This is a genomic window from Paenibacillus oryzisoli, assembly GCF_050467285.1.
Taxonomy (GTDB): domain Bacteria; phylum Bacillota; class Bacilli; order Paenibacillales; family NBRC-103111; genus Paenibacillus_E; species Paenibacillus_E oryzisoli_A.
The window spans coordinates 250,378-270,975 of record NZ_JBCMUN010000009.1 but is presented as its reverse complement, the minus strand read 5'-3'; the positions used below and the strand labels follow the sequence as shown (position 1 = coordinate 270,975).

The following is a 20,598-nucleotide window of genomic DNA, read 5'->3' as shown; positions in this document are numbered from 1 at the left end:
AAACTATGGTTTTCTTCAAAAGGCTATTTCAGCACAGCAGCTACCACGCTGTGGAAGCAAGTCTGCATCCGCCCGATCCGACGAAGCCGCTTGATTCGCTTACAGATTCCATTGTTCTCAATTTCGAAAGGGTTAGGGACACCTTCGGCAACAGCGGTGATATCGTGATGCAGACGATTCACTGGGATGCGGAAGAGCCGGTTGACCTCGGTTTTATCTACATTCAAGGGCTCGTTAGCGGGGCGTTGATTCAAAACTTGCTGGTGGAACAGCTGAAAACGGATTCGGCCGGCTTCACGCTGAACACGATCCGCAATGCCATCAGCACGCTAGGTCAAGCGCGTGAAATTTCCGACTTCGAAGCGTTGTTTCAGTCCATTTTAACCGGACAAACGATTATTCTAGTGAATGGCTTCGCGCTAGGGTTGGCGGCGCAAACCCAAGGCGGGGAGCACCGCACTGTGGAAGAACCGACAACGCAATCCGTCGTTCGAGGACCGCGGGAAGGCTTCACGGAGCAGATCAGCACGAACACGGCGCTGATCAGGCGCAAAATCAAAGATCCGAATCTATGGATGGAGCCGATGACTGTCGGCCGAGTGAGCCGTACGGAAGTCGCTATGATGTACATGAACGGCATTGCCAACGAGAAGCTGGTCACGGAAGCGAGGATGCGGCTTCAGCGGATCGACATCGACGCCATTTTCGAAAGCGGCAATATCGAAGAGCTGATTCAGGACGATTCCTACTCGCCTTTCCCGACGTTATACAACACGGAACGCCCGGATGTCGTTGCCGCGGGCCTAATGGAAGGCCGGGTCGCCATTCTTGTCGACGGTACGCCTTTTGTTCTGATGGCGCCGGCGTTGTTCATCCAATTTTATCAATCGGCTGAAGATTATTACCAGCGCGCAGACTTTGCGACATTGCTGAGACTCCTTCGGTATGTTTGCATATTCATCTCGCTGCTTGCTCCGTCGCTCTATATCGGCATCACGACCTTTCATCAAGAGCTTTTACCAGCTTCCTTGCTGATCAGTCTTGCCGCGCAGCGCGAAGGAATTCCTTTCCCGGCGTTTATCGAAGCGGTCGTCATGGAAGTCACCTTCGAGATTCTTCGCGAGGCTGGCGTGCGATTACCGAAAACCGTCGGACAAGCCGTTTCCATCGTTGGCGCCCTGGTTATCGGCCAAGCAGCGGTTGAAGCAGGGCTTGTATCTCCCGCGATGGTGATTATCGTAGCCATCACGGCGATCGCCAACTTCGCCATCCCTTCCTTCAATATGGGCATCTCGCTCCGGATTTTGAGGTTTCTGCTAATGTTATTTGCCGCGTCTTTCGGTTTGTTCGGTGTAACGGTCGGACTTATCGCCATCGTGCTGCATCTGTGCAGTCTAAGGTCGTTCGGCGTTCCGTATATGTCGCCGATGGCTCCTTTTATTATGAGTGATCAGAAAGATACGATCTTTCGGTTCCCTTTGTGGGCGTTAGTCACAAGACCAAGACTTCTCAGTCAGAAAAACATCACCCGGGAGGACAACGCTCCCTCGAACAAGCAGAAAACTTGAGCTTACAGAAAGGAGCCGCGGCAATGCGCAAGCAAGTCATGCTGTTCACCGTTTGTTTCATGATGATGATCGTCCTGTCAGGCTGCTGGAGCCGGCATGAATTGAATGATCTGGCCATCGCCGTCGGTATGGGGTTTGACAAAAAAGAGGACGGTATCCAAGTTACGGTGCAAATTGTCAATCCTGGCGAAGTCGCTTCCAAGCGGGGGGCACCGGGCTTTACGACGCCTGTAAGCTCCTTCAAGACAACGTCAAGAACCATCTTCGAGGCGCTGAGGAAATTAACGACTCAAAGTCCGCGCAAAATTTATTCGTCCCATCTTCGGGTTCTTGTGATTAGTGAAGAACTGGCTAGAGACGGCATCATGCCGATCCTGGACGGGATCTCGCGGAATCACGAAATGCGAGCAGACTTTTATATTATGGTGGCCAGAGAGGCGACCGCTGAGAACGTTTTGAATACGTTAACCTCTATTGAGAAAATTCCCGCCAATAAGTTGTTCTCGACCTTGGAAATGTCGGCCAAAGTATGGGCGCCAACCGTAGAGGTCAGACTCGCTAAGCTGATTAACGATCTGCAAACGGAAGGCAAAGATCCTGTCTTATCGGGGGTCGTGATTAAAGGGGATCCGAGCAAAGGCGTTAAGAAAAGCAATGTAAGCCGAATTGCTGCAGCAACGGTTTTGGAGAATTCGGGACTTGCCGTTTTCAAGAATGATAAACTGATCGGCTGGCTGAACGAGAGAGAAAGTAAGGGCTACAACTACGTGATCGATAATGTCGTAAGAACGGCAGGGGAGATTTCTTGTCCATCTGGAGGTGTTATCGCGATTGAAGTGGTACGAACGAAAACGAAGATGAGGGGCGTTGTGGTCAATAATGAACCGCGAATCTTGCTCGACGTCTTTCTGGATGAGAATGTGGGGGAGGTTCAATGCAAAATCGATCTTATGGAACCGCAAACGATCGCTGAGTTGGAGCAAATTGCGGAGCGCGAGGTGAACAATATCATCGAGTCTGTTCTCCAAAAAGCCAGAACGTTTAAAGTAGACATTTTCGGATTCGGCGATGCGATTTATCGTGCCAATCCCAAATATTGGAATGAGCATCATCAAAGCTGGCAAGAGCAATTTTTCAATTTGCCGGTCGATGTGCATACAAAGGTCAAAATTCGCCGCGTCGGCACCGTGACTGATCCCTTGGTCCAACGGGCAAAGGAATGATGGAACATGTGGACAATTGCAGCGATACTCGCCGCTTCTACGCTGATTGGCATGGTCGAAATTCCGGCACTCTGGAAGAAAAAACAGCGCAAGGATTTCATGGTCTTCTGCTTTTTGCTGCTGCTCGGTTCCTTGCTGGGCATCGCACAGAGCTTACGGTGGAAGCTGCCCAATCCGTTGGATCTCATTTCTTTCGTTTTTCAACCGATCAGCAAAATCTTGTTCAGTTGGATTGCGTGATATCCAAATAAAAACGTACAGTTCCATAATAGAGAAAAGTGCGGATCGTACACTTTTCTCTATTTGCATTCCTGTTAATATTTGATGTATGGCCCCACACGTCAATGAGTTAGTATGGATAGTTCGAAAAAGTATATTTTTTTACATTGATTGTTGCTAGAAAAGTTCGACATTGTTACGTTATTTGCGATTTACGGTTAGTCTGAGCGGGTGCTATTCTGTGACTATGTTAGGAGGAATAACGATGAAGAAGTTAAGAAATAACACCGCTTTACTGATGATGACATTGCCTGGTCTGCTGTTACTGATCGCTTTTCATTATTTGCCAATTGGCGGAATATTGATCGCTTTCAAAGATTTCAGCTATTCGGGAGGTACTTTTTTAAAAAATTTCGAGAACAGCCCGTGGGTCGGTTTAAAAAATTTCGAATTTTTTATCAACACGCCCGATGCTTACATCATCACACGGAACACCATTCTGTATAATCTCGTTTTTATCGTACTCGGGACCGCTGTGGCCGTAGCTCTCGCTATTGCATTGAAAGAACTGAGAAACCAACGATCGGCCAAAGTATACCAGACCTTCATCTTGCTGCCATATTTCCTGTCATGGATTGCGGTAAGCTACTTGTTTTTCGGTTTCCTTAGCGCCGACAAAGGGCTTATCAACAATTTGATCATGGAGCCTTTGGGGTTTCATCCCATAGAGTGGTACAGCGTCAAGGCTTACTGGCCTTACATTTTAATTTTTGCTAATTTATGGAAATATGCAGGTTACAACTGTATTGTGTATTTGGCCACAATTACAGGTATTGATCCGGATTATTACGAAGCTGCGTCGCTCGATGGTGCTACCAAATGGCAGCAAATACGCCATATTACGATTCCGTCCATTTCAACGGTCATTACACTTTTGGTGTTGCTCGGTATTGGACGCATGTTTTTCGCTGACTTTGGCTTGTTCTATCAGGTACCGCTCAATTCCGGGGCCGTTTTCGAAGTCACAAATGTCATTGACACTTACGTATTCCGCGCTTTAATGAACAGCGGCGATATTGGAATGTCCGCGGCTGCGAGCACATTTCAGGCGTTCGTAGGGTTCATTCTCGTGTTGTTGTCCAATTTTATCGTGAGAAAAATCGATAAAGAGAAGGCCATTTTCTAAGCCAATGCTTACGGTGCCAGTTTTTCCGGCGAAAACCTTTTAGGGGGAAACGAATGAAATCCATACAGAATATCAACGCCATTTCGGTGAAGGCTAATGCTGTCATCCATTTCATATTTATTTTACTTAGTTTCGTTTGCATTATCCCGCTTCTGCTGGTTGCCGTTGTGTCCATTTCAGCTGAAAGCAGCGTATCCTTAAACGGATATCGGTTTATTCCGGATCAATTCTCCTTCGAGGCCTATCAGTACTTATGGCAGCAAGGGCGGGTGATCGCGAATGCGTACGGGGTCACTATCTTTGTTGCTGTCGTAGGCACGCTGTCTAGTCTGCTCATCATCTCGTTATTCGCCTATCCGTTATCGCGAAAAGATTTTGCCTACCGGAAACTGTTCACTTTTCTGGTTGTGATAACTTTATTATTCCACGGCGGAATTGTTCCTTGGTATATGGTGACGACACAAATCCTTCATTTAAAAAACAATATATGGGCGCTCATCATTCCTTATTTGTTTAACGGCTGGTATGTCATGATCATGAGAACGTATTTCATGACAACGATTCCGGAAGCCATCATTGAATCTGCCAAAATCGATGGGGCGAGTGAATACCGAATCTTCTTTTCCATTATTCTGAGGCTTTCTCTTCCAGGTTTGGCGACCGTCGGATTGTTCAGCGCCATCGTATATTGGAACGACTGGTGGCTGCCGCTCATGCTGATCAATGACGACAAAATATTGAATATGCAGTATTTGATGTACAAGGCGCAAAGTGTGGCGGATTTTCTATCCTCCTCGAACGCTCTGAACTATGGTGCCGCGACTTCAGTCTCCCCGCCTTCGTTAACGATGCGAATGGCGCTAGCTGTGATCGGAATCGGTCCCATTGTACTGGCCTATCCGTTCTTCCAAAAGTATTTTGTCCACGGTTTAACCATTGGCGCTGTGAAAGGCTAGTCCCAGGAAACTGGTTAGCATATATCTATCCAAATTTGGGGAGGTTTTCGTAAATGTTAAAGGGGCATAAAGTGATGCTGTTCTCGGTGTCAGCGATGCTGCTGATGTCCGTGGTTACAGCAGGCTGCAGCAGTTCAAGCAAGCAAGGAAGCGAAACAAGCACGTCAAGTACGAGCGTAGATGCAGGGAAGAAAGAGCTTGCTCCGTATCAAATCGATTGGTATATTATCGGGCCGGGTCCACAACCGGACGGTGAACTGGTAGAGGCCGAAATTAATAAAATTACACAGCCTAAAATTAACGCTACGGTTAAAATGCACATTATACCGTTTGCTGACTATGATGCCAAAATGACTGCGCTTCTCGCGACTGGTGAGAAGGTCGACCTGATGTTCACCTCCAACGGAAATATGAACTACAATACGCTTGTCGGCAAAGGAGGCTTAGTGGACATCACGGACAAACTTGATCAACTTGCTCCAGACGCAAAGAAACTTTTGTCCGATGGATTTTTGCAAGCGAGCACGATCAAAGGACGCAATTACACGATGGCTGCGATCAAAGAGAAGGGCGCGTGGCTCGGCTTTCTAGCTAATAAACCAATGATAGAAAAATATAAAATCGATATTAACCAAATCAACAGCTTAGAAGATATGGAGCCGGCGCTCAAAACGATTAAAGATAACGAACCCGGCGCTATCCCGCTGCTTGCCATTGGCGCAAGCCGTATACCGAATTACGTCAATCGAAACCTATGGAACGTCTCGCCGGTCCAATCGATTGTGTTGAAAAAAGATGCGAGTGGCTATACGCTTGAATTAGATGAGCCGGAATATATGAAAACGCTTAAGACTTTGAATAAATTCTACCAAGCGGGCTATATTTCGAAGGATGCCCCCGTCATGAAAGCAACAAACGCCGATCGTGCCAAGTCCGGTTTCATCTTCGGCCAACTGAAGCCGTATGTGGATGTGCAGGTTTCGAACGCATATGGAGCGCCATTCACTTACCACAACTTCGGAAAGCCAATTACAACGACGAATGACCTGGTAGGCTCCATGATGGGCATTCCGACAAACTCCAAAGATGTGGATCGGGTGCTGATGTTCTACAATATGATGTATACCGATAAGCAGTTGATCAATTTGGTAGGCCGTGGCATTGAAGGCAAGCATTATGTCAAAGTGGGAGAAAATCGGATCGAATATGCACCGGCGACGGAAGCCGGAAAGAAATCCGGCTACAATCCGGCTGAGACTTGGGCGTACGGGAATCAGTTTCTGACTTATCTGATGCCAGGCGAACCAGACGACATTTGGGATCAATTCAAAAAATTCAACAGCGACTCCGAAATTATGCCCGATTTGGGATTCAACTTCGACAGCAACGCTTTAAAAACAGAGGTTGGCGCTATTAAAAACGTCGAAAACGAGTTCCGTCCGATTTTGGAAACCGGTTCTGTCGATCCGGAAGTTACGGTTCCTAAATTCAAGGAAAAATTAAAAGCAGCAGGTATTGATAAAGTGCTTGAAGAAATGAATAAACAATACGCGGAATGGAAAGCCGCAAACAAGAAATAATTGTGTTGATGACCAATAGGAGTCCGGCCAATTGTCTGTCCGGGCTCCACTTCATAAGGATGGGGGAAATAATGAAACTGTCCAAACGTATGCCGGAAAGCCGTTATTTCTCCAGCTTGTTCGTGTACTCTTCAACCTTGACAGCTGTCATCGTACTTGCCGTTTCTTACATTTTATATGTCAACTTCGTCAATATCGAACAGAAGAAAATCTTTTCCTTCTCCGAAGAATCGCTGTCGCAAATTAGCTCAACGGCAGATTCCATGCAGGAGAATGTAAAAATGACGATTTCCCAGATTTTGAACGATCGAGAAATATACAAAGTTTTTTATCAGTCCGACACGGATCCCATAGAGACGAAAACGATTACGGATCGGATCAATTTAATCGGATCCTTGCCGTTCCTCCAATCCGTATATGTGTATAGCAATAAGCTGGATTTGTATTATACGGGCACAGCCGGCTCACAGAAAAGCGCCTATTTCCCTGACCAGGGGATCGTCGACATCCTAAAAACGTATAAACCCGAAATGAATCTGAAACCGATTACACGGACCATTAAAAATGCAGGGAATGACGGCAACATCGATTATAACGTTTATACATACATCTATTACGATCCGTCGTTTGACGGGAGCATCATTCTTAATATTACCGACTCCTGGATGAAAAAGGCGATCGCCACGATCGACAAAAGTCAGAGCGGCGGCATCATTATACTAGACTCGGCAGGTGTATTAGTCAGCAGTATCTATAATGATCAAATTCTCAGCGATTTATCATCGCAGGAATTCGTCCAAGACATTCTTCATTCCCGTGAAGAGTCGGGCCATTTTATCGGGAATGTGGACGGGGTCAAATCTCTGGTTACGTACGCTTCTTCCGATGCGCTTGACTGGAAATTCGTTAGATATACGCCATATGGTGTTGCGTTTAAAGAAGTGGATAAGATGAGGACTCGAACACTTCTGCTATGCTTGCTGCTTATCTTGGTAGGGCTCTCGCTCTCCTATGTGACTTCGCGAAGATTAAATCGTCCCGTTGCCGATATGCTGAAAAAGATGGGTGTGCAGGACCGAACCATAAGGGAAAACTCTTATAAAGCCAAGCAGGATTTCTTAAGACAGTTGATGATGGAAGACGGTTCCTTTCCGCCGAACATCCTAGTGAAGCGGTTTGCGGAGCACAGTATCAAGCTGAATTTACATGATGAAATTCAAGTTCTTATTTTGAAAATTGATCGTTACAAGGCGTTTTGCCGACAATACGAATTCAAGGATCGAAGCTTACTCCGATTTGGCATCATGAACATCGCCTCAGAAATTTTTTCTGAATATGCCCCATGCGAAGCCGTCGACTCTGGCGACGATCACACGGTCATCCTTTTTCACGGTCGCAACGTAGAGGAGCTTGATAATCGGATCGTTCGGATTCAGCAGGAAATCAAGGAATATCTCAAATTATCCGTCACCGCAGCGGTGAGCCTGCTGGGAACGGATGCATCCGAATGCCGCAGTTGTTATATGGACGCTCTCGAAACTTCCCGGTATAGGGTCTTTTCTGGATGGGAAGCTCATTTATTTGCGGAGCAAACGGCTGAACAACAGAAGCGTCCCTATCGGTATCCGATTCAAAAGGAAGAGCTGCTTACTGATGCGCTGATGCTTGGCAAAATGGACGAAGTAAAAAACCTCTGTTCCATGATTTTGGAATCAACGGTGGACCATTCGTACAAAGACTTGAATTTAACCGTGTTTCGGCTGTTTTTTGCCGTCAATATGGTGGTGGATACATTGGAGAAAGCTTCCGGTTTCAGCTATGCCATTCAGTTCAACGAAATGTTCGCGCATTTGGCTGAGATGGAACGATTGAGCGATATAAGCGATAGTTTCTTGGATATATTCCGGCAAATCGAGGAGAAGCTCGGAGAAAAGAAAAGTGCGAAGTACGAAGAATTGATCCGTAAAATTAATACCATCATTGAGAACGATTATATGAAGCAAGAGTTAGGTTTGGACAGTATAGCGGATGTTTTGAATATGTCTCCCGTTTATCTTGGCAGATTAATCAAAAAACAAACGTCCAAATCCATTACGGATTATATTAACGAAATAAGAATTGGGAAAGCGGCAGAACTGCTCAGCGCTACGGATCGATTGATTTCTGAAATCTCGATCGATACGGGATTTGCCAGCACAAGCTATTTCGGGAGGGTGTTCAAAAAAATCAACGGGATCACTCCGAACGAATATAGGCAAAAATGGAGAGGCGAAACAGGACACGTATAAGCAGCTGTAGAATGGAGGACGCATATAGGATGACTAAGGAAGCAAAGACAGGCGGCGAAATGGTCAAGACGGCACTTGTGACGGGGGGCAGCCGGGGGATCGGTCGCGGGATCGCTCTGATTCTGGCGGAGTGCGGCTATGATTTAGCGATCAGTCATTGGAACGATGAAGAGAATGCTAAAGTAACGGCAGCTATGATCCAACGTAGTTTCGGACGTCGTTGCGAGGTGTTTGAGGGGAACCTGGAGGCAGAAAAGGAGCCCGGGAGGCTGGCTGAGGACGTTATTCGTGCTTTTGGACGTATCGATGTCTTGGTCAACAATGCCGGGATTACCATTTTCGGATCGATAGAACATATAGACATAGCCCAAACGAATCGACTGCTTCATCTTGATTTCCGCGCTCCGCTGTTGCTTATGCAAGCATTCAGCAAACACATGATTGAACAAGGCGTCCGAGGTAGTATCGTCAATATTACTTCCGTGCGTGCAGAGCGGGCGTATCCGGGCGATGCCATTTACGGCGGTGTCAAAGCCGCTTTGGCGAGAGCAACGGCATCGATTGCGCTGGATCTTTCCGCCCATGGGATTCGCGTAAATTGCGTCGCCCCAGGAGCGATTAAAGCCAACGATACAGGGGCGGAGAATTTCAATCTGATCAACCCCGGAGTACCGCTTAACCGTTCGGGGACACCAGAGGATATCGGCAGGGCTGTCGCTTGGCTGGTATCGGACGCAGCCTCCTACATTACCGGTACGACGCTGCGGGTCGATGGTGGGCTCATTCTGCCCGGAACGCCGCATTAAATAAACAATTCATGGGAGATGAAACGAGGATGTCAGAATTAAAAATCCGCGACATTCGTGCGATCTTAACCGCACCGGACGGCATTAATCTTGTTGTCGTCAAAATTGAAACGACCGAACCTGGCTTGTATGGCATCGGCTGCGCGACCTTCACACAGCGACATTTGACCGTTGCGAACACGGTTGAGCAGTATATGAAGCCGTTTCTTGTTGGGAAAGATCCACGGCGAATTGAGGACATTTGGCAAACTGCGATGGTCAGCTCCTATTGGCGCAATGGACCGGTGTTGAATAACGCCATATCTGGTATCGACATGGCGCTTTGGGACATTAAGGGCAAGCTTGCGAACATGCCCGTATACGATCTGCTTGGCGGCAAATGCCGCGAAGCGGCAGCTGTCTACCGTCATGCCGATGGACGTGACCCGCAGGAGGTGGAAGATTGTGTGCGTAAATACATAGATCAAGGATATCGTTACCTGCGCTGCCAGATGGGCGGGTATGGCGGACGAGACCACACGCTTCACTCGCCGGAGAATGCTCTCGCTGGCGCATACTTTGACCCGGATGCATATGCGCGCAGCGTGCCCCGCCTGTTCGAGCATTTGCGCAGCCGGCTCGGCGGCGAGATCGAGTTGCTCCATGACATCCACGAGCGTCTCGCGCCGATCGAGGCCGTTCGTCTTGCGAAGCAGCTCGAGCCGTACCGACTCTTCTTCCTGGAAGATGCGCTGCCGCCCGAGCAGCTCGAATGGTTCGAGACCATTCGGAGCCAATGCGCCACGCCGCTTGCGATGGGGGAGCTATTTGTACACTCCGCCGAATGGATGCCGCTGATTACCCGGCGCTTGATCGATTTCATCCGTTGCCATATCAGCGCAATTGGTGGCCTGACTCCGGCGGAGAAGCTGGCGACGCTTTGCGAAGCATTCGGTGTGAGAACCGCCTGGCACGGACCAGGGGATCTTTCGCCGGTCGGTGCGGCAGCCAACATTCACCTCGATCTGAGCAGTCCGAATTTCGGCATTCAGGAATGGAGCGAATATTCGGAGAAAGCAAGAGAAGTGTTTCCAGGCTGTCCAGAGGTTCGGAACGGTTATGTTTACGTCAGCGATAAGCCTGGGCTCGGCGTCGATTTGGACGAAAGCAAAGCAGCGCTGTATCCGTGCCATAACAAGCTGCCGGCATGGACCCTGGCGCGGATTCCCGACGGAACGGCCATTCGGCCGTAGCTAGTATACGAGGAGAGAGCTAACTGATGATAGAAATGAAGCCACTCTATGTCTGCGCACACATGGAAATCGACAGTTTTCCGTCCTTTGACGATGAGCTATGGGAGCGATTGTCGTCCATAAATCTTCGTGATACGGTATCCGGCGGCAAGCCGAGGCTGTCGACTACGGTCGAGTCATTTTGGAATCGGGAACGCGCAGCCATTTATTTTCGGTTTTCTTGCGAAGATGATCATCTTGTATCTACGATGACGAATCACGATGATTCGATCTATGAAGAAGATGTTGTTGAGGTGTTTATCTGCGAGACTGGGGATTTGGCATGGTACAAGGAATTCGAGGTTAGCCCGACAAACGTGAAGTTTGACGCCATCATTCACAACGATCCTTTACATCCTCCGATTCAAGTAGGGAGAGATTGGCACGCGGATGGCTGGAAGACCGCGACCCGATACGTACACGGACGATATATGTCGATCTGGGAAATTCCATTCTGCAATTTCACGGGCGGCATCCCCTCTGCCGGAGATGTATGGAGAATGAACTGTTACCGAATCGACCGGGGGAACGGCCATCCGGATGAATATACGGCGTGGTCGCCGACCGAAATTCTTCAGTTCCATACTCCGAATAAATTCGGGTATTTACAGTTTGCATAATATTTACGCAACAAAATGGAGCAGGTTGCCAGCGGCAGCCGCTCCATTTTGATTTGAACGAACTGGGACGGGAGTCATGTTAGCAGATTACTTTACTGTATACCGGAGAAGCCTTTGTCGAAGCATTTTGCCGCTCTTTCAATTAGAAACTTTTCTCAATTTTTCGCGTAAAAGGTAATGGTCGTATTTATTTTCCAAAAAACGGATATGAGGAGTGTATGGATTGAAAAAAATGAAACGAACGCTGAACACAATTGGCAAGTCCATGCTTTTAACCATTGTAGGAGCCAGTATGCTTGCTTCAGGCGCACTTGCCGCGGATGCCGGCACGGCGACTGCAATCACATCAGTTTCAGCCGCCTCAGCGTTAAATCCTGCTGATGCCAAAATCTCAAAAGATCAAGCCGTCGAAAGGACAAGAGAGCTGTTCCCTACTTTAAAAGACGCGAATGTACAATCTGTTGAATTCGGCGATCCGTATACATACCCTCCACGGAATGAAAAGATTTGGACCATTCAGTGGGAAATAAAAACTGAAAATGGGGGGACGGGTTTCAACAGTAGAATAGATGCCCTGAATGGCGACTTACTGCAAATGTATCTTCCCAGCCTCCATGATCCGAAAGGCGTCAGCCATTTTCCGCCCAAACTGACGAGAGGAGAAGCCGAGCAGCTTGCTAAAGCCTTTATTGTAAAAGCTGCCCCTTCGATCAAATCAGAAAGCTTGCAACTAGACGAAGATAATGCACAGTTTAATGGGCAGACTTCTTTGTTTGGACCTGTTCGCTATGCATTCAGTTATCATCTTATTGTTCAGGGTGTGAAATTAAATGATAGCGGAATTCAGGTCACGTTGGACGACGAAGGAAACGTCTTACAATACAACAAAGCGATTCAGATGAGCAGTTTACCCTCTACACAGCCCAAGATAACGGAGGAACAAGCAACCGCATTGGCCAAGGAGCACCAGGACGCAGAATTACAATACATCCCGATACGCAAAGCGGGCAATAAAATCCAAGCCTGGTGGTTGGGCTATGTGCCTAGTCTGCTGCCTATTGATGCACAGACGGGAGAATTTGTCGCATCAGACATGGCAGTCAATCATCAAGGGACAACTTATGGGGCTGTTCCTCGAAAAGAGAACGCCTTTACTCCGGTTCCAGCAAACGGTGAGTTGACAGCCGAACAAGCGGCACAAATTGTAGAGGAAGCTTTCCCTAAATTAAAAGAAAAGAAGCTGCTGCAAAAATCCCTCAGCGACGGTTGGATGGGAGATCAGCATAAAGTTTGGTCGTTAAATTGGGGAAATGATGATGCAAGAATGGGGCCTTTTGGCATGCTTAGAGCTAACGTAGACGCTCAAACCGGCGTTATCATCAGTTACTCTACAGATATCTACAGCACTTTCCCACCTGGTGCTGCAAGCCCAGCGTCAACGGAAGCTTCCATCACGAAAGAAGCCGCCCTACAGCGCGCGGAAGAACTGATTAATCTTACTTATCCCAATGCCAGCGAAGAGTTAAAACGGGTCGATACCGGCAACAGTCAGGAGCTTTCGTCTAAAGTGCAAAATTATTCCTTTACATTCCAACGATTTTATAAAGGAATCGCAGTCAATGGGGATAATGTTAATGTAACACTCGACTTACAAGGCAATGTGAGCAACTACTATGCGAGCAGGAATGTTCTGGATGACCAAGTGATGGGGGCTATCCAACTGAACTTATCTAAACAGCAAGCGTTATCCAAAATTTGGGAATCAACAAAACTAGAATTGCAATTGAGTTCTTTTGGCGGGTACACGCCCGGCACTACCTATGAGCAGCCAGTAGCAAAATTAGTGTACAATCCATCTTTGACAAACGGCAACTTGTTCGCCAAAGCCTTGGATGCTACTGACGGCACTTGGAAACCTGTATGGTCAGATCTGACAGCATCCTCATCGTCTTCCGTGGAGCCAACGGATATTGATGGCCACTGGGCACAAAGCGAACTTGAGACCATGATCCAATATCAAGTCCTCGCTGCGGATAGTTCCGGGAAATTAAACCCAGACCAACCCATTACGTATGGAGATTGGTTGACCATGATGGCAACAGCTTTGACACCTCAATACAAAAATTATTACAGTGGCAACCGAAGCGATAAACCGCTCTTTGCCGATATCACGGAAAGCAGTCCCTACTTTGATGCCGTCCGCATATTCATCCAGCAAAAATGGCTCGAAGCGTATGCGAATGGGAAATTAAACGCCGAGCAAGCGTTAACCCGTGAAGCCTTAGCCTCCTCGTTGATTCATATTCTTAAATACAATAAACTGTCGAGCTTGTTGGCTCCGAAATGGAATGAACTTTCTTTCACCGACAGCGATGCGATTACGAACAAATCCGATGTTGCCTTAGCAGTTGAACTGGGCCTTATGGAAGGGACCGACAGTGCATTTGAGCCATTAGCGAAAGTAAGCAAAGCTCAGGCTGCGGTTGTCATGATGCGATTAGTCCATCTGCAAGGCAAATTGGATCAAGTCATCGGTCAATAGCGTCAAGCGCATCAAAAAAGGGATGACCCAAGATGGTCATCTCTTTTTGTTGTGAATGTGAAAATCCAGTAAGATGCCTTTCTATCTGTATAAACTTCATGTACACTTATGGGTAGAAAGCACCTTACTTATGGAGAAGAAAGGGAAGGTTAGAATCTGATGAACATGAGCGGCAATACGGTTCTGATTACAGGCGGGTCATCTGGTATTGGCTTTGAATTTGCAAGTCAACTGTTGAAGCTGGGGAATACCGTGATTATCACGGGGCGGGATCAAGCGAGACTGGATGCGGCTAAGAAAAAGCTGCCTACGGTACATACGTTTCAGAGTGATGCGGGAGACCCTCAAGCGATTACGGATTTGTATGCGGCGGTGGTGAAACAATTTCCCAAACTCAATGTCTTGATCAATAACGCAGGGGTTATGCGAAGAATCAATCTTCATACAGCGAGTAACGACCTGGCGGATTTGAATAGCGAGATCGTAACGAACCTCAGTGGTCCGATCTGGATGGTGCAGCAATTTTTATCGCATCTAAAAGCGCAAGAGTCGGCTGCGATCATCAACGTTTCATCCGGCCTTGCGTTCGTGCCTCTTCCGATTTCGCCCATTTATTGCGCAGCGAAGGCCGGCATGCATTCCTATACGCTTTCGCTCAGAGCACAGCTGAAAAACACCAAGGTCAAAGTATTCGAGCTGGCTCCGCCGTTGACAGAAACGCCACTGGTGGATACATTCGATTCGGCAGATATGGCAGGCTCAAAGGCGATGCCCGTATCTGACATGGTGAGTTTTGCCATCAAAAGCATGAAGAGTGACCATTACGAAATCCGGCCCGGGCAGAGCAACGCTTTAAAAATGATGAGCCGGATCGCGCCGAATTTTATTTTTAGCCAGCTCAGTAAATCAGTGGATCGAATGTTGGGCCAGGCCAAACAGTAAGTCAAGTCAACCTATCCGAAGGCCGAGGGAAGAACATGCAACTCATCGACAAAACCAAAGTCCAGCTATTGATTGAAAGCCTTATCGATCAAGACTTATACATCCATCTTGAGATGACGACGGGAGCTTACGCCGCGCATCTGGATCATACGAAACATCCAGCCGCGACCTTCATTTCAAACGCTGTTATTCGTTATACGCACGGTTCGATTTCCGGGGACGGACCTTATCGCGTAGGCTTGAAAACCGGGCAAGGCTGGGTGTATTCCGAGGGACTTACCCACTATGAAGAGACAGAGTCCGAAAGGCTTATCCTTGCGGGGCACGATACGGCGGGGAAACTCATTGTGGCTTTACAGTTAGGCCGAGAGCCGTTCTAGCGTAAAGGGGGATTTGAACAAATATGGAACGACATATCCTAGTTGTGCTTCCGCATCCGGACGATGAAGCATTCAGCGCGTCCGGAACGCTTGCTATGCACCTTAAGCAAGGAACAGAAGTTACTTACGCTTGTTTGACTTTAGGAGAAATGGGCCGCAACATGGGGATCCCACCTTTTGCCAACCGTGTTACATTACCCGCTATACGTAAGCAGGAACTGGAAACCTCTTGCCGTGCCATCGGCATCCGGGATCTCAGAATGCTCGGATTTCACGATAAGATGATCGAGTTCGAGAATAAAGCGCAGTTAGATGGAAGCATCGAAGCACTTCTAAAAGAGTTGAATCCTTCGTTAGTCATCACGTTCCATCCGACGCTAAGCGTTCATCCTGATCATAACGCATGCGGGGCAGCGGTTATCCGAACGATTGGTAGAATACCGGCCGACCGAAGGCCAATCGTGCATTGCATGGCGTTCGCTAACAACCACGAACAAGAGATCGGTAAACCTGACATTATTAATGATGTTAAGGATTTTCTTGAACAGAAGATGGCGTCGATTCAAGCCCATAAGTCCCAGTTCCAAGCCGCCGAATTGTTAGGCAGCAAGCAATTATCCGATCTGGAAATCCAGACGCGCTTCGGGACAGAACGATTTTGGACATATCGATTCAAATGAGGAATCAGAGGAAATAAGGATCTGCCGGGAATTACAGCTAATTTATGTATGGAGAAGCTGAGGCTTTAATAGCCTCAGCTTTCTTGTCGTTGTATGTCTATATGAATGATTGATTGTTTCTGAACTCCCGAGAGGATTGATTATACTGAGAGCCAACTTGATAATTTGGTGTCATTTGCGTTTGGGCATTGGAAAGTTGGTTGCATAAATTCGAAATTTGTTGCAGCTGTTGAATCGCTGTTTGATGTCCTTGAAGTGCCGTTTGAATAATTTGAGCCGCTTGCTGCTCACGTTGAGCAAGCTGCTCAAGTTGTGCAGCATTCGCTTGTTCTTGTCTCATTAAATTTTGATATTGCATGGATGCTTGCTGTGTTTGTTGTGTTAATTGCTGAACTAGACTTTCACACTGAGACACAATTTGTTGAGGGGACGATCCGTAATAATTTTGCTGCATAGGGTCAAGACCTCCTTTGAATTTAAAAGCCTTTGCTAGTATTCTGACATTTCTATATCCTTATGCAACATAACTAAAACATGCCAGTTGCTTGAATGTTCAGAATCCGTTCAAAGCTCGTTGATATACTTATCAGGAAATATTAAATCGTATATCAACATGAGGGGCTGACGAAATGGGAAAGCGTTCGTTGATAGGAAAGTTATTGCTTTGTATGACAGTCTTGCTACTAATTGTTCCTGTGTTCACGCCTGAAATTGGACGGGCAGCCACCGTTACGTATGGCACCACCAAACTGGCAGGTACGGGAACTGCGGGATATGGCGGGGACGGAGGAGCGGCAACGGCGGCAAAATTGAACGGCCCTTCAGGGATTTGGCGTGACATGGACAGCGGGGTGATGTATATCGCGGATACCCAAAATCACCGAATTCGCAAAATTGCGGCTAATGGTAATATCAGTACGATCGCGGGTACGGGAACATCCGGTTTCTCCGGCGACGGAGGCGACGCCACTTCGGCCAAGCTGAATCAGCCGACCGATGTCATAATGGATGGCGACGGAAACCTGTATATCGCAGACAGTTACAATCAGCGAATCCGTAAGGTGAGTGCAGACGGGAAAATCAGTACAGTCGCAGGCACGGGGCACGCAGGCTATAACAGTGATGGAATAGCTGCCACAGCGGCCGAGTTAAACCACCCTTACGGTGTTGCATTGGATAAAGACGGAAATTTGTTGATTGCGGATACCTCAAACTCGCGAGTCCGTCAAGTGATCAACAACACGGGCATCATCAGCACCATTGTCGGCACAGGCGTTGACGGGAATTCTGGAGACGGCGGAGCGGCGACTGCCGCTCAAATCAGTCAGCCCCTGCAACTGGCAGTGGATGTTGATGGGACGCTGTACCTTGTGGATGGCAGTAACCAGAATGCCCGCAAAGTGGATTCGGATGGTAAGATAAGCACACTCAAAGGAAAAAATCCTATATTTCCAAACATGCAAGCGCAAAACCTGCAACTTAGCTATCCACAAGGAATAGCTGTAGACGGGAAAGGGAATGTGTACGTCCCAGATTCGCTTAATCTTGCTGTCCGAAAACTTGCCAGCGACGGATTCGTTTACGACATTCAAACGGACAACAAGTACGTGCATGGATTGAAAGTCGACGGCAATGGCACGATTTATTCTGCGGATATGAATAACAATGGGATTTATCAAATGACGATTCTGTCACAAGATGCCGGATTGACCAGCGTGGCAGGCCAGACGGACATGGCACCAGCAGGCGGCAGTGGCGGTAACGCAGGCAATGCAGTGACTTGGTCCGTGAGCGTTCCGAATAGCATATCTACCATTGGCGTAGCAGATGTCGTTCCGGCAACAGCCGCCAAAGCCAAATTGTATAGGGACAATGTCTTCTCGTCCGAGGTGACGGGAAGTGGAACAATCTCCCTGAACGAAGGCGGGGCAACAGCATTCTATGTGAAGGTAACGGCGGAGGATGCCATTACCGTAAAGTACTACGAGGTAACGATCAACCGGGCTTCCGCGATTAGCAACGACGCCGGTCTGACCAGCGTGGCGAACAAAACGGACAGTGCGCCCGGAGGCGGGACCGGCATGACGGCAGAGAGCGCGATAGCATGGACGCTCCATGTGCCCGACAGCCAGTCCACTGTGGGACTGGCGGATGTTGTTCCAGCCGCCAACGCTACCTTCAAGCTATATACGGACGAAAGTTTAACTAACGAAGTGACGGGCATGGACGTAATCCCGTTGGCATCGGGAGAAACGACAACGATGTATATCGTCGTGACAGCGCAAGATACGACGACAGTGAAATACTATGCGGTGGCCGTGCACCGCGCAGCTCCGCCTAGCACGAACGCTGGCATGATTAGTCTTGCCGGCAAGACGGATACCGCGCCCGGCGGCGACAGCGGTGGGACGACGAACAGTACGGTCGCGTGGTCCGTATACGTGCCCTACGGAAAATTGGCCATAGGCCGGGCAGACATCGTGGTTGAAACCGGCGCGACCTTCCAGCTTTATTCGGATAGCAGCTTCACCGAAGAGGTAAGCGGGGGCGCAGTGATTCCCTTGACTGAAGCTGGAGAAACCGTCGTCTATGTGAAAGTAACGGCGGAAGATGCGGTTACGGTGAAGTATTATGCAGCTACGATTACCCGAGCCGCAGCGCCCAGCAGCGACGCGGGTCTGACGAGCGTGGCGGGCAAGACGGACACCGCAGCTGCAGGCGGCAATGGAGGTACGCCAGCGGACTCCGTGACGTGGTCGGTCTATGTCGCCAACGACAAATCGTCCTTAAACCAGGCGGATATTGTGCCAGCCGCCGGGGCAACCTTCAAACTGTCTACGGACGATAGCTTCTCTTCTGAAGTGACGGGAACCGAAACGATTCCGCTAACGGCTGGCGGGACGAAAGTGATCTATCTGGCTGTAACCGCAGAGAACGAAACAGCAGTTAAATATTACAAGGTGAGCGTAACACGCGCTCCTGACTCCGATTCAAATCCCAATACAGGAGCGGGGGGACCGCCACCTGCAGAACCCCAAGGCGTTGAAGTCTATGTGAACGGTAAGGCAGAAAAGATCGGGACCTTAACTACAACGAAGGTCAATGATCGGACAGTAGCCACCTTGGCGCTGGATCAGCAGAAAATCTCCGATAAGCTCGCTGCGGAAGGCAGCAACGCCCTAGTAACCTTAGTCCTGAACAAGGAATCCGATGTAGCTATTGCCAAATTAACCAGCGAAAACATTGGAAAGCTGAGGGAATATGGAGCGACGCTGGAGATGAAAACGGCGAAGTCCACCTACAAACTTCCGTCCAGTGAGTTGGATTTGACCAAACTGGCAGCCGAATTCGGAATCGGTTCAGACCTTCAGCATGCAGAGGTGCAAATCGAGATTGCGGACAGCGGAGCGGATAAGGTTAAGCTGGCTGAGGATGCGGCACGGGCAGGAGATTTCACGCTCGTCGTACAGCCAGTGGGTTTTACGGTTAAGGTGACGCATCTGGGAAAGTCTTATGAGATTTCACGCTATTCCACCTATGTGGAAAGAACCATCGCCCTGCCAGACGATATTGATGCTAGCAAGATCACAACAGGTCTCGTCATTGAACCGGATGGTACAATACGGCACGTTCCCACTAAGATTGAAAAGATCGATGGTATCTATTATGCAAAAATCAACAGCCTGACAAACAGCAGCTACTCGGTTGTCTGGCATCCTCTGACATTCGCGGACATGGCACAGCATTGGGCGAAAGATGCGGTGAATGACATGGGCTCTCGTTTCGTCATTCAAGGCGTAGATGACAAGACTTTCCTGCCGAACTCAGACATCACGCGAGTAGAGTTTGCAGCGATCATCCTACGAGGACTGGGATTGAAGCTTGACGATAGCGGTACCACCTTCAGTGATGTTCCAGCTGGTGCCTGGTATGAAAGTGCCATTCGCACAGCTAATGCCTACGGCTTGATTGAGGGCTTCGAGGACGGCACTTTCCGCCCGAACGACAAGATCACACGCGAACAAGCCATGGCGATCATCGCTAAAGCCATGAAAATCAGCGGTTTGAAGGACAAGCTGCCGAAACAGGACGCTAGTGCGTTGCTCAGCCAATTTGCGGACGCAGATACAGTAGCCGCGTGGGCCAAGGAGAGCGTGTCCGATACGCTGCTTGCGGGCATTGTAACCGGTAGGGATGGCAGGATATTGGCTCCTCAAGCCTTTGTTACCCGCGCCGAAGTCGCCTTGATGGTCAAGAGTTTGCTTGCGAAGTCTGAATTGATTTAAATTGTTGCTTGAAGAAGCTGTCCCGGGTGCCAAGTTTCCTGGCTCTGGGAC

16 protein-coding genes are annotated in these 20,598 nt (G+C 48.5%); 15 read left to right on the top strand and 1 reads right to left on the bottom strand.

Annotated elements, in window-relative coordinates; all coding sequences use genetic code 11:
• Positions 1 to 5: 5 nt before the first annotated feature.
• The 14 genes from ABE504_RS16580 to bshB2 all read left to right on the top strand — a co-directional run bounded on the left by ABE504_RS16580 (position 6) and on the right by bshB2 (position 16,261).
• The gene (locus ABE504_RS16580) at positions 6 to 1,568 is read left to right on the top strand and encodes a spore germination protein (RefSeq protein WP_430090663.1); all 1,563 of its coding nucleotides are present in this window, start codon (positions 6 to 8) and stop codon (positions 1,566 to 1,568) included.
• Positions 1,569 to 1,591: 23 nt separating this feature from the next.
• The gene (locus ABE504_RS16575; RefSeq protein WP_430090660.1) at positions 1,592 to 2,791 is read left to right on the top strand and encodes a Ger(x)C family spore germination protein; all 1,200 of its coding nucleotides are present in this window, start codon (positions 1,592 to 1,594) and stop codon (positions 2,789 to 2,791) included.
• A 6-nt stretch (positions 2,792 to 2,797) separates the two neighbouring features.
• Positions 2,798 to 3,031 (top strand): hypothetical protein, encoded by a 234-nt coding sequence (locus ABE504_RS16570; RefSeq protein ID WP_430090658.1) that lies wholly within the window; start codon positions 2,798 to 2,800, stop codon positions 3,029 to 3,031.
• Positions 3,032 to 3,275: 244 nt separating this feature from the next.
• Positions 3,276 to 4,196, top strand: a complete 921-nt coding sequence (locus ABE504_RS16565; RefSeq protein ID WP_430090655.1) for an ABC transporter permease — start codon at positions 3,276 to 3,278, stop codon at positions 4,194 to 4,196.
• 53 nt (positions 4,197 to 4,249) lie between these two features.
• Positions 4,250 to 5,152, top strand: a complete 903-nt coding sequence (locus ABE504_RS16560) for a carbohydrate ABC transporter permease (RefSeq protein WP_430090652.1) — start codon at positions 4,250 to 4,252, stop codon at positions 5,150 to 5,152.
• A 53-nt stretch (positions 5,153 to 5,205) separates the two neighbouring features.
• Entirely contained in the window at positions 5,206 to 6,732 is a 1,527-nt protein-coding gene (locus tag ABE504_RS16555) for an ABC transporter substrate-binding protein (RefSeq protein ID WP_430090650.1), read from the top strand.
• 71 nt (positions 6,733 to 6,803) lie between these two features.
• Positions 6,804 to 9,020, top strand: a complete 2,217-nt coding sequence (locus ABE504_RS16550) for an AraC family transcriptional regulator (RefSeq protein ID WP_430090647.1) — start codon at positions 6,804 to 6,806, stop codon at positions 9,018 to 9,020.
• A 29-nt stretch (positions 9,021 to 9,049) separates the two neighbouring features.
• A complete protein-coding gene (locus tag ABE504_RS16545; RefSeq protein ID WP_430090644.1) occupies positions 9,050 to 9,826 on the top strand; it encodes an SDR family NAD(P)-dependent oxidoreductase in 777 nt (258 codons plus the stop codon).
• A 29-nt stretch (positions 9,827 to 9,855) separates the two neighbouring features.
• The gene (locus ABE504_RS16540; RefSeq protein ID WP_430090641.1) at positions 9,856 to 11,058 is read left to right on the top strand and encodes an enolase C-terminal domain-like protein; all 1,203 of its coding nucleotides are present in this window, start codon (positions 9,856 to 9,858) and stop codon (positions 11,056 to 11,058) included.
• 26 nt (positions 11,059 to 11,084) lie between these two features.
• Entirely contained in the window at positions 11,085 to 11,717 is a 633-nt protein-coding gene (locus ABE504_RS16535) for a carbohydrate-binding family 9-like protein (RefSeq protein WP_430090639.1), read from the top strand.
• 232 nt (positions 11,718 to 11,949) lie between these two features.
• Positions 11,950 to 14,259: a YcdB/YcdC domain-containing protein gene (locus tag ABE504_RS16530; RefSeq protein ID WP_430091362.1), complete on the top strand. Its 2,310-nt coding sequence runs from the start codon at positions 11,950 to 11,952 to the stop codon at positions 14,257 to 14,259.
• Between the two features lie 159 nt (positions 14,260 to 14,418).
• Complete coding sequence (locus ABE504_RS16525) at positions 14,419 to 15,201, top strand: SDR family oxidoreductase (protein ID WP_430090636.1); 783 nt, start codon at positions 14,419 to 14,421, stop codon at positions 15,199 to 15,201.
• Positions 15,202 to 15,236: 35 nt separating this feature from the next.
• Complete coding sequence (locus tag ABE504_RS16520; protein WP_430090634.1) at positions 15,237 to 15,581, top strand: YojF family protein; 345 nt, start codon at positions 15,237 to 15,239, stop codon at positions 15,579 to 15,581.
• Between the two features lie 23 nt (positions 15,582 to 15,604).
• Positions 15,605 to 16,261, top strand: coding sequence for a bacillithiol biosynthesis deacetylase BshB2 (bshB2, locus tag ABE504_RS16515; protein ID WP_430090631.1), 657 nt, complete (start codon positions 15,605 to 15,607; stop codon positions 16,259 to 16,261).
• Positions 16,262 to 16,358: 97 nt separating this feature from the next.
• Here bshB2 and ABE504_RS16510 read toward each other — a convergent pair whose 3' ends face one another.
• Positions 16,359 to 16,715, bottom strand: a complete 357-nt coding sequence (locus tag ABE504_RS16510; RefSeq protein ID WP_430090629.1) for a hypothetical protein — start codon at positions 16,713 to 16,715, stop codon at positions 16,359 to 16,361.
• A 214-nt stretch (positions 16,716 to 16,929) separates the two neighbouring features.
• Here ABE504_RS16510 and ABE504_RS16505 point away from each other — a divergent pair, with 214 nt between their 5' ends.
• Positions 16,930 to 20,547, top strand: coding sequence for an S-layer homology domain-containing protein (locus ABE504_RS16505; RefSeq protein WP_430090627.1), 3,618 nt, complete (start codon positions 16,930 to 16,932; stop codon positions 20,545 to 20,547).
• Positions 20,548 to 20,598: the final 51 nt, after the last annotated feature.

Bases quoted from the DNA above. Each gene is read 5' to 3' on its own strand.
- ABE504_RS16550 (WP_430090647.1), top strand. From the start codon at position 6,804: ATGAAACTGTCCAAACGTATGCCGGAAAGCCGTTATTTCTCCAGCTTG.
- bshB2 (WP_430090631.1), top strand. From the start codon at position 15,605: ATGGAACGACATATCCTAGTTGTGCTTCCGCATCCGGACGATGAAGCA.
- ABE504_RS16555 (WP_430090650.1), top strand. From the start codon at position 5,206: ATGTTAAAGGGGCATAAAGTGATGCTGTTCTCGGTGTCAGCGATGCTG.
- ABE504_RS16530 (WP_430091362.1), top strand. From the start codon at position 11,950: ATGAAACGAACGCTGAACACAATTGGCAAGTCCATGCTTTTAACCATT.
- ABE504_RS16565 (WP_430090655.1), top strand. From the start codon at position 3,276: ATGAAGAAGTTAAGAAATAACACCGCTTTACTGATGATGACATTGCCT.
- ABE504_RS16525 (WP_430090636.1), top strand. From the start codon at position 14,419: ATGAACATGAGCGGCAATACGGTTCTGATTACAGGCGGGTCATCTGGT.
- ABE504_RS16570 (WP_430090658.1), top strand. From the start codon at position 2,798: ATGTGGACAATTGCAGCGATACTCGCCGCTTCTACGCTGATTGGCATG.
- ABE504_RS16520 (WP_430090634.1), top strand. From the start codon at position 15,237: ATGCAACTCATCGACAAAACCAAAGTCCAGCTATTGATTGAAAGCCTT.
- ABE504_RS16540 (WP_430090641.1), top strand. From the start codon at position 9,856: ATGTCAGAATTAAAAATCCGCGACATTCGTGCGATCTTAACCGCACCG.
- ABE504_RS16535 (WP_430090639.1), top strand. From the start codon at position 11,085: ATGATAGAAATGAAGCCACTCTATGTCTGCGCACACATGGAAATCGAC.
- ABE504_RS16545 (WP_430090644.1), top strand. From the start codon at position 9,050: ATGACTAAGGAAGCAAAGACAGGCGGCGAAATGGTCAAGACGGCACTT.
- ABE504_RS16580 (WP_430090663.1), top strand. From the start codon at position 6: ATGGTTTTCTTCAAAAGGCTATTTCAGCACAGCAGCTACCACGCTGTG.
- ABE504_RS16510 (WP_430090629.1), bottom strand. From the start codon at position 16,715: ATGCAGCAAAATTATTACGGATCGTCCCCTCAACAAATTGTGTCTCAG.
- ABE504_RS16505 (WP_430090627.1), top strand. From the start codon at position 16,930: ATGACAGTCTTGCTACTAATTGTTCCTGTGTTCACGCCTGAAATTGGA.
- ABE504_RS16575 (WP_430090660.1), top strand. From the start codon at position 1,592: ATGCGCAAGCAAGTCATGCTGTTCACCGTTTGTTTCATGATGATGATC.
- ABE504_RS16560 (WP_430090652.1), top strand. From the start codon at position 4,250: ATGAAATCCATACAGAATATCAACGCCATTTCGGTGAAGGCTAATGCT.